Here is a 7,668-nt window from a genome sequence, read left to right as displayed (position 1 = left end):
GGCGCGCTGCCGGGTGCTGGCGCGTGGCATCCTGCCACGCGATCTCGTCCTCCCGGGAACCAGCCGCAGCGCGGTGGGGCGCCGCCTCCAGCACCATGGCCTCGTCGGCGCAGGAGCCAGGCGCCGCTGACGGCGGCCGCGACGCGCACTCCGGCGCCAGAGCGAGCAGCCCTGCGACGAGGGAAGCATGACGGTCGGGGTCGACGGGCACCGCGCGCACCTCACGAACGATGGCGCGTTCCGCGTCGACGTCACGGCGGCACACCGAGCACACGAGCAGGTGGCGCGCCGCGCACCGCATCGACACCGCGTCGAGTCTGCCGTCGACGTACAGGTCGATGGCTTCGCCCAGGTGCCCCGAGCGATACCGGCGGATCACGTGAGCCCCACGGCCGGGCGTCGCGTGAGCCCCTCCTTCGCGGCCTGGACGACGCTACGACGTCGCGCCTCACGAGCGGCGGGCGAGCGATGCGCGAGCGACTCGCGCAGGGCGGCCCGGCCGCGGTGGATGCGTGAACGCACCGTGCCGAGCTTCAGTCCGAGAGTCTGGGCGATCTCCTCGTACGTGAGGCCCTCGATGTCGCACAGCACGACCGCCGCGCGGAAGTCGGGGGCCAGCGCGTCGAGCGCGCGCTGCACGTCGTCGTCCAACTGCGCGTCGAGGACGACCTGCTCGGGCCCGGCCGCTCCGGAGGGCAGCCGGCCGTCGGCGTCGTCGGCCAGGGCGTCGAAGCGGATGCGCTGCTTGCGGCGCATGCGATCGAGGAACATGTTCGTCGTGATGCGGTGCAGCCAGCCCTCGAAGGTGCCGGGACGGTACGAACCGAGCGAATTGAACACGCGCACGAAGACGTCGTGCGTCAGGTCCTCTGCGTCGTGGACGTTGCCGGTGAGGCGGTAGGCGAGTCGGTAGACGCGCGCACTGTGCTCGGTGACGATCTCCTCCCACGTCGGCGGCTGCCAGCCAGGCGGCGCCTGCTCGGCGACATGCACACGCGAGCGCGTGTTGACGGGGTGAACGGGGTCGGCAACTGCGCCCCGGGGGTTCGACATCGACATGGGTCCTCCCGACCGCATCTCGGCGCTGGCGCGCCGCGAGCATTCATTATCCCCGGCATGCCTGTGGACTTGCTGAGGGACCCGCCGGCTGGCCGCCTCGTGCGGCTGAGGCCCAGTTGCGTTCAGAATTCGTGGGGCCCATTGCGGATGCTGCATTCTTGTCGCGCATTCCGAACGCTGCCCTGCTGCTGAGACGTCGAGCGCCTCGGGCCGCGGAGCTCGACGGCCGTCATCCGCGCACAGTGGGCTGCACAGGGGCTGGCGCCGCACTGCGCGCAGAGTCGGCTGCACTGGGCCTGGAGCCGCCATCGGCGCACAGCCGCGTGCCGACCCACGGATCGGGTGGGGCTGCGAGCGCCCCTAGGATGTCCCCCATGACCAGTTTCAAGCCCGCGAGCTGGGCGTACGCCGAGGATTTCGCCGACGAGCCCCAGCACATCGAGGCTGCCCGCATCCAGGGCGAGCACCTCGGCGCCACCCCGGTGACGAGCGCCGCGGGCGCTGCCCTGCGCATGCTCGCGGCGTCGACGGCGGCGCGCACCGTCGTCGAGATCGGCACGGGCGCCGGTTCGTCCGGGCTGTGGCTGCTCGACGGCATGCCGGCTGACGGGGTGCTCACCACGATCGACATCAGCATGGAACACCAGCGCGCCGCCCGCGCGGCGTACCAGCGCGCGGGTTACCCGCCCCAGCGCACCCGCATCATCTCCGGCAGCGCCCTGACGGTGCTGCCGCGCCTTGCGGATGCCGCCTACGACCTCGTCCTCGTCGACGGTGAGAAGGACGAATACCCCGCGTACGTCGAGCAGGCGCTGCGTCTCGTGCGGCGCGGCGGCGTCATCGTCCTCGACAACATGCTGTGGCATGACCGCGTCGCCGACCCCGCGGTGCGCGACGAGACGACGAAGCGTCTGCGCGCCCTCGGCAAGGAGCTGCGCGAACGTGACGACCTGCTCACGACGCTCCTGCCCGTCGGCGACGGCCTCCTCGTCTGCGTCAAACGCTGACGCCGGCCTGCGCGCCCTCTGCGACGAGTTGCGCGGGCACGAGGCGCGCCAAGCGCTGTCGCCCGCCTGCTCACCCTCGGCCACGAGTTGCGCAAACAGGAGTGGCGGCACACAGCGCGGCTGCCTGTCGCGCTGCCACCCAGCCGCCGGCGCTGGCACGACGCGAACAGGCGCCTCATCCCCGGAGGGATGAGGCGCCTGTTTCGAGCGGTGCGTGACGAACGCGTCAGCCGACGCAGTCGGTGATCGCGGCGCCGAGGGCCTTGGCCTCGTCGGCGTTCATCTCGACGACGAGACGTCCGCCGCCTTCGAGCGGCATGCGCAGCAGGATGCTGCGGCCTTCCTTCGCGACCTCAAGGGGACCGTCACCGGTCCGCGGCTTCATCGCTGCCATGGGTTGACCCCTTTCGAGAACGCGCCACACGGCGCGCTAGGTTCTGCCACATCGTCGAAGCGTGCCGCGATCCTCCGTCGCGCCGAACACGACTCCCCGCTCTCGCAAGGGGGCCGGTGTGCTCGTCGATCAGCTTGTTACCCACCATTATTGCGCGTCCTGCCAGGCAGACGAAATCCATGTGTGAAACTCGTCACCATGTCTGCCACCTCTGAGGTTCTCGTCGACGTGAGCGACGGCGTCGCCACCGTCACGCTCGACCGCCCCGACTCGCTCAACTCACTGACCGACACGAGCAAGACCGCGCTGCTCGCCGCCGTCAGGCAGGTCGCCGACGATGCGTCGATCCGAGCCCTCGTCCTGACGGGGGCCGGGCGCGGATTCTGCGTCGGCCAGGATCTGCGTGAGCACGCCGAGCAGCTCGGTGCGGGGTCGAAGGGCCCGTTCGAGTCGGTGTCGCGCTACTACAACCCGATCGCGACGACGCTCGCGCAGATGCCGAAGCCCGTCATCGCCGCCGTCAACGGCGTTGCGGCAGGCGCCGGGTTGTCGCTCGCGATGCTGGCCGACTTCCGGATCGCCGCGCCCACGGCCAAGTTCACGACGGCGTTCGCGGGCATCGGGCTCAGCTGCGACACGGGCGCGAGCTGGAGCCTGCAGCGACTCGTCGGCTCGGCCCGCGCGCGCGAACTGCTCTTCGATGCGCGGACGATCGACGCCGACGAGGCCCTGCGCATCGGCCTGGTCAACCGCATCGAGGACGACGCCCTCGCCGCAGCGCAGTCATGGGCGGCCCGACTCGCGGCCGGCCCGACCCTCGCCTACGCCGCGATGCGCGATGCGCTCGAATTCGCGTCGAACCACTCGCTGGTGGAGTCGTTGGCCCACGAGGAGCCGCTCATGATCCGCACGGGATCGAGCGACGATCACCGACGCGCCGTCGACGCCTTCCTCACCAAGCAGCCCCCGACCTTCGAGGGCCGCTGACCCATCGGCGATGTTCGTCCACATTCGCGTACGGCGACGGCGGCCCGTCGCTCCCTCCGTTCGCAGGCTGGGGCTCCCAGAGCCGCGCGAAGGGCACCCTGTGTCTGACGGTCGTCCCCGCCGGTAGTTTGGGGTGCCGAGGGGGTGCCGAGCGACGGTCCCTAGGTGGCACGGCACAGATTGCCTGCGTTCGGCGCGCACCCCCGCCGTCAACGTGATGCTCGGAGGGATCACGCCAACGACGCAGCCGTCACGCCCGACCCGCCGACGGCGCCGGGCACCGGGCGCCTCCACCTCACCCCGCCAGACGTTCGATGGCGTCGCCGGCAACACACCCTGCTGCGTGGTCGTTGACGTACCCGCACGCCTGCATGAGCGAGTAGCAGGTCGTGGGTCCGACGTGCGCGAAGCCGCGCCGTTTCAGTTCTTTCGCGAGCGCGGTCGACTCGTCCGACGACCCGACGACGTCCGCCACGGTCGTCGGGCGCTCGTGCGCCGCAGGCGGGAAGGTGTCGATGAGCGCCTCGAGCCCACCGTCGGCACGCAGCTCGACGACGGCGCGCGCGTTCATCACCGCAGCCTCGATCTTGCGGCGATTACGCACGATCGAGGCATCGCCCATCAACCGCTCGACATCGGCAGCCCCGAGCGCCGCCACGGCATCCGGCTCGAACCCGACGAAGGCCGCCCGGAACGCCTCACGCTTGCGCAGGATCGTCAGCCAGGACAACCCCGACTGGAACGACTCGAGCGTCAGCCGCTCGAACAGTTCCCGCTCACCGCGCACCCGTCGCCCCCATTCGTCGTCGTGGTAGGCGACGTAATCTGGTGCGCTCGTGGCCCATGCGCAGCGGGCGACACCGTCGTCACCGACGATGAGCAGGCTCATGCGTGGCGGTCGCTCGACGACTCCCGCGACGCCGCGTGCCGGCCTCCCGGCTCATCACTGCCAACTGGCTCATCGCCCTTGTCGAGCGCCACGGCCTCGCGCGCCGCGGTCTCAGACGCCTCGTCCTCGCGCTCGTGCCCGAGCGAGCGGCGCCCGCGACGCCGGAACTGGACGATCTCGGCCGCCTCGTCACCGGCCGGGCGGCTACGAGACGCACCCTCCGCGTCGGCCACGGCGTCAGGGCGAGCCGTCGTGGCGCGCGCACCGTCGGGCTTCTCGCCGAGCTGCGATTCCAACTCACCGATCTCTTCGAACAGGCGGTCGAGCACCGCGTCGACCTGACCCATGTTGTACCCGCGCAGTGCCTGGTCGAAACGAACGGCGTCCACGCCCTGTGCGCCCAGGGGGCCGGGCGGCAACTCGAACGATGACGTGCTGCTCGGGCCCGACATCGAGTCGACGCCGATGCGTCCGGCGAGAACCGCGACGAGCGCCCCGATGATGACGATCAGGACGACGATGAGGACGATCATCATGATGGTGCTCCTCAGGCCTCGACGGGACGCTCGCCCGCGCGAGCGGCGCGGTGAGCGTCACGGATGAACGCGATGGCTTCTTCTGCGGTGTCGACGATGACCATGCGGTCGACGTCGCGCTCGGAGATCATGCCCTCGGCGAGCACCGTCGCGCGCAACCATTCGCGCAGCGGGCTCCAGAACGCGGTGCCGACGAGCACGATCGGGTAGTGCGTCACCTTCTGCGTCTGCACGAGCGTGATCGCCTCGAACATCTCGTCAAGCGTCCCCACACCGCCCGGCAGCACGATGGCGCCCTGCGTGTACTTGACGAACACCGTCTTGCGCACGAAGAAGTAGCGGAAGTTCACGCCGAGGTTGACGAAGCGGTTGAGCCCCGTCTCGAAGGGCAGTTCGATGCCGAGCCCGACGGACGTGCCGCCTGACTCGAAGGCGCCCTTGTTCGCGGCCTCCATCGCGCCCGGGCCCCCGCCGGTGACGACGGCGAAGCCCTCCTTGACCAGGGCGCGCCCCACCTGCTCGCCCACGGCGTACGCCGGATGCTCGGACTTGAGCCGCGCCGAGCCGAACACGCTGATGGCGGGCCCCAGCTCGGCGAGCGCGCCGAAGCCCTCGACGAACTCGGCCTGGATACGCATGACGCGCCATGGGTCGGTGTGGACCCAGTCCGCCTCGAAGTTCGAGTCGAGCAGTCGCTGGTCGGTCGTCGTGCGCGGCACGTGCTTGCCACGCAGCGTGACGGCACCCTTGTGGTAGTCGTGCTCGGGGCCGGCCTTGCGGCGTTCTGCCTCGTCACGGCGGGCCGCGAGACCCGAATCGGCAACCGGGCCGGGCTGCGAGGCGACGTCGACCATCTCGTCGCCCCCGCGGGCGCTACGCGCGTCGCGCTCGTCGTCGTGGTGCGCCATCAGGCCAGCCATCCCTTGAGCAGCTCGAGTGCGGTGACGATCTGATCCTCGGGGCACCACTCGTCGTCCATGTGGGCGACGTTCGGGTCCCCGGGGCCGAAGTTGACCGCGGGCACGCCGACGGCGGAGAAGCGCGCGACGTCCGTCCACCCCTCCTTCGCGACAACAGGCAGGCCGAGCGCGTCGACGAACGCCTTCGCCGCCGGGCGGTCGAGGCCGGGACGGGCGCCCCCGGCGAGATCGTCGCACTCGATGTCGAAACCATCGAAGAACGTCGTGACGTACGCGAGCGCGTCCTCGGCGCTCTTGTCGGGCGCGAAGCGGTAGTTCACCGTCACCGTGCACGCGTCGGGGATGACGTTGCCCGCGATGCCGCCGGAGATGTTCACCGCGTTGAGGCCCTCGTGGTAGTCGAGACCGTCGACGGTGACCGTCTGCGGTTCGTACTCACGCAACCGGTTGAGGATGTCGGCAGCCTTGTGGATGGCGTTGTCACCCTTCCAGGGCCGCGCCGAGTGGGCGGCGATTCCCTTGGTGCGCACGTGAACCCTCAGCGTCCCCTTGCAGCCGCCCTCGATACCGCCGTTGGTCGGCTCGAGCAGAACGGCGAACGCGGCCCCCTCGAGCAGCTCCGGTCGGGTGCGCGCAATGCGCCCGAGACCGTTGTACTGATCCTCGATCTCCTCGCCCTCGTAGAAGACGAAGGTGATGTCGCGGTTCGGATCCGTCAGTTCTTTGGCGATCTTGAGCTGGACGGCCACCCCGCCCTTCATGTCGGTCGTGCCGCGCCCGTGCAGCTTGCCGCCGACACGCTTGACGGGCAGGTTGGCGGGATCCTTCGTCAGCGGCACCGTGTCGATGTGGCCGGCGAGGACGATGCGTTCGTCACGCCCCAGGTTCGTGCGGGCGACGATCGTGTTGCCGTCGCGCACGACGTCGAGGTGGTCGAGCGTCGCGAGCTCGGCCTCGATCGCGTCGGCGAGGTTCCTCTCATCGAGGGAGACCGACTCGATGTTGCACACCGATTCGGTGAGCGCGACGACGTCCTGCGTCAGGTCCAGAGAAGCCATGCCCACACCCTATGACCCGGCGCCGACAACCGTGGCACGGGAGACGAACGTCCATCGCCCGGGGAGCGAATGTGTCAGCGAATCGCAGACGGGTCGGCCCGCCACCCGGACGAGCCCACCCACAGCCGCGAACCCCTCGGTAGCCTGGGCGGCATGACTGATGCACGCACCGCCTGGGGCTACGGCCTCGCCACCGTGACCGCCGACGGCACCACGCTCGACACGTGGTACCCCTCCCCCGCACTCGGCACGCCTGACGACGCCACCAAGGCTCCGTCCGCGCTCACCGCCCTCGAGACGAAGGACGACGCGCGCAAGGTGACGACGAAGGTCGTGCGCACCGTCATCGACCTCGACGCCGCCCCGGACGACGCCCCCGACGCGTACCTGCGACTGCATCTGCTCAGCCACCGCCTCGTGCTGCCGAACACCATCAACCTCGACGGCATCTTCGGCCGGCTCGCCAACGTGGTGTGGACGAACTTCGGCCCGTGCGCCGTCGACGACTTCGAGATGACGCGCGCGTCTCTGCGTCAGCGCGGCCCCGTCAGCGTCTTCAGCATCGACAAGTTCCCGCGCATGACCGACTACGTCACGCCCAGCGGTGTCCGCGTCGCCGACGCCGACCGCGTGCGTCTCGGCGCCCACCTCGCCGAGGGCACGACCGTCATGCAGGAGGGTTTCGTCAACTTCAACGCCGGCACGCTCGGGCACTCCATGGTCGAGGGGCGTATCACGCAGGGCGTCATCGTCGGCGACGGCTCCGACATCGGCGGCGGCGCCTCGATCATGGGCACCCTGTCGGGCGGCGGCACGCA

10 protein-coding genes are annotated in these 7,668 nt (G+C 70.2%); 3 read left to right on the top strand and 7 right to left on the bottom strand.

The window, feature by feature from the left end:
* Together B2284_RS05330 and sigE are read right to left on the bottom strand one after the other, a co-directional pair.
* Positions 1-379 (bottom strand): hypothetical protein (locus tag B2284_RS05330; RefSeq protein WP_349676087.1); only part of this gene is annotated, 379 nt, incomplete at its 3' end.
* Entirely contained in the window at positions 376-1,059 is a 684-nt protein-coding gene (gene sigE, locus B2284_RS05325) for an RNA polymerase sigma factor SigE (RefSeq protein WP_006947438.1), read from the bottom strand. The genes B2284_RS05330 and sigE, both read right to left, overlap by 4 nt.
* Positions 1,060-1,433: 374 nt before the next feature.
* On the opposite strand from sigE, the gene B2284_RS05320 reads away from it, so the two are divergent.
* A complete protein-coding gene (locus tag B2284_RS05320; RefSeq protein ID WP_038567255.1) occupies positions 1,434-2,066 on the top strand; it encodes an O-methyltransferase in 633 nt (210 codons plus the stop codon).
* Between the two features lie 226 nt (positions 2,067-2,292).
* Here B2284_RS05320 and B2284_RS05315 read toward each other — a convergent pair whose 3' ends face one another.
* On the bottom strand, positions 2,293-2,460 hold the full coding sequence (locus tag B2284_RS05315; protein ID WP_006947428.1) for a DUF3117 domain-containing protein: 168 nt from the start codon (positions 2,458-2,460) through the stop codon (positions 2,293-2,295).
* Positions 2,461-2,658: 198 nt separating this feature from the next.
* Between B2284_RS05315 and B2284_RS05310 the strand changes: the two genes are divergently transcribed.
* Complete coding sequence (locus B2284_RS05310) at positions 2,659-3,447, top strand: enoyl-CoA hydratase-related protein (RefSeq protein ID WP_040015157.1); 789 nt, start codon at positions 2,659-2,661, stop codon at positions 3,445-3,447.
* A gap of 295 nt (positions 3,448-3,742) precedes the next feature.
* Here the strand turns inward: B2284_RS05310 and B2284_RS05305 are convergent, their stop codons facing one another.
* The 4 genes from B2284_RS05305 to dapE are packed head-to-tail and all read right to left on the bottom strand — an operon-like array spanning position 3,743 to position 6,850.
* On the bottom strand, positions 3,743-4,336 hold the full coding sequence (locus B2284_RS05305; RefSeq protein ID WP_074046219.1) for a DNA-3-methyladenine glycosylase I: 594 nt from the start codon (positions 4,334-4,336) through the stop codon (positions 3,743-3,745).
* On the bottom strand, positions 4,333-4,872 hold the full coding sequence (locus B2284_RS05300) for a DivIVA domain-containing protein (RefSeq protein ID WP_006947425.1): 540 nt from the start codon (positions 4,870-4,872) through the stop codon (positions 4,333-4,335). The genes B2284_RS05305 and B2284_RS05300 overlap by 4 nt, the downstream gene beginning before the upstream one ends.
* Before the next feature lie 11 nt (positions 4,873-4,883).
* The gene (locus tag B2284_RS05295) at positions 4,884-5,780 is read right to left on the bottom strand and encodes an LOG family protein (RefSeq protein WP_240742540.1); all 897 of its coding nucleotides are present in this window, start codon (positions 5,778-5,780) and stop codon (positions 4,884-4,886) included.
* Positions 5,780-6,850 (bottom strand): succinyl-diaminopimelate desuccinylase, encoded by a 1,071-nt coding sequence (gene dapE, locus B2284_RS05290; RefSeq protein ID WP_038567246.1) that lies wholly within the window; start codon positions 6,848-6,850, stop codon positions 5,780-5,782. Before dapE ends, B2284_RS05295 begins: the two co-directional genes overlap by 1 nt.
* A gap of 153 nt (positions 6,851-7,003) precedes the next feature.
* Between dapE and B2284_RS05285 the strand changes: the two genes are divergently transcribed.
* On the top strand, positions 7,004-7,668 hold a 665-nt coding region (locus B2284_RS05285), incomplete at its 3' end, for a 2,3,4,5-tetrahydropyridine-2,6-dicarboxylate N-succinyltransferase (protein WP_286697270.1).

The sequence above is a fragment of the Dermacoccus sp. UBA1591 genome (assembly GCF_002322065.1).
GTDB classification, from domain to species: Bacteria; Actinomycetota; Actinomycetes; order Actinomycetales; family Dermatophilaceae; genus Dermacoccus; species Dermacoccus nishinomiyaensis.
Note: the sequence above shows the minus strand (reverse complement) of the source record. Positions and strands in the feature narration are given on the sequence as shown.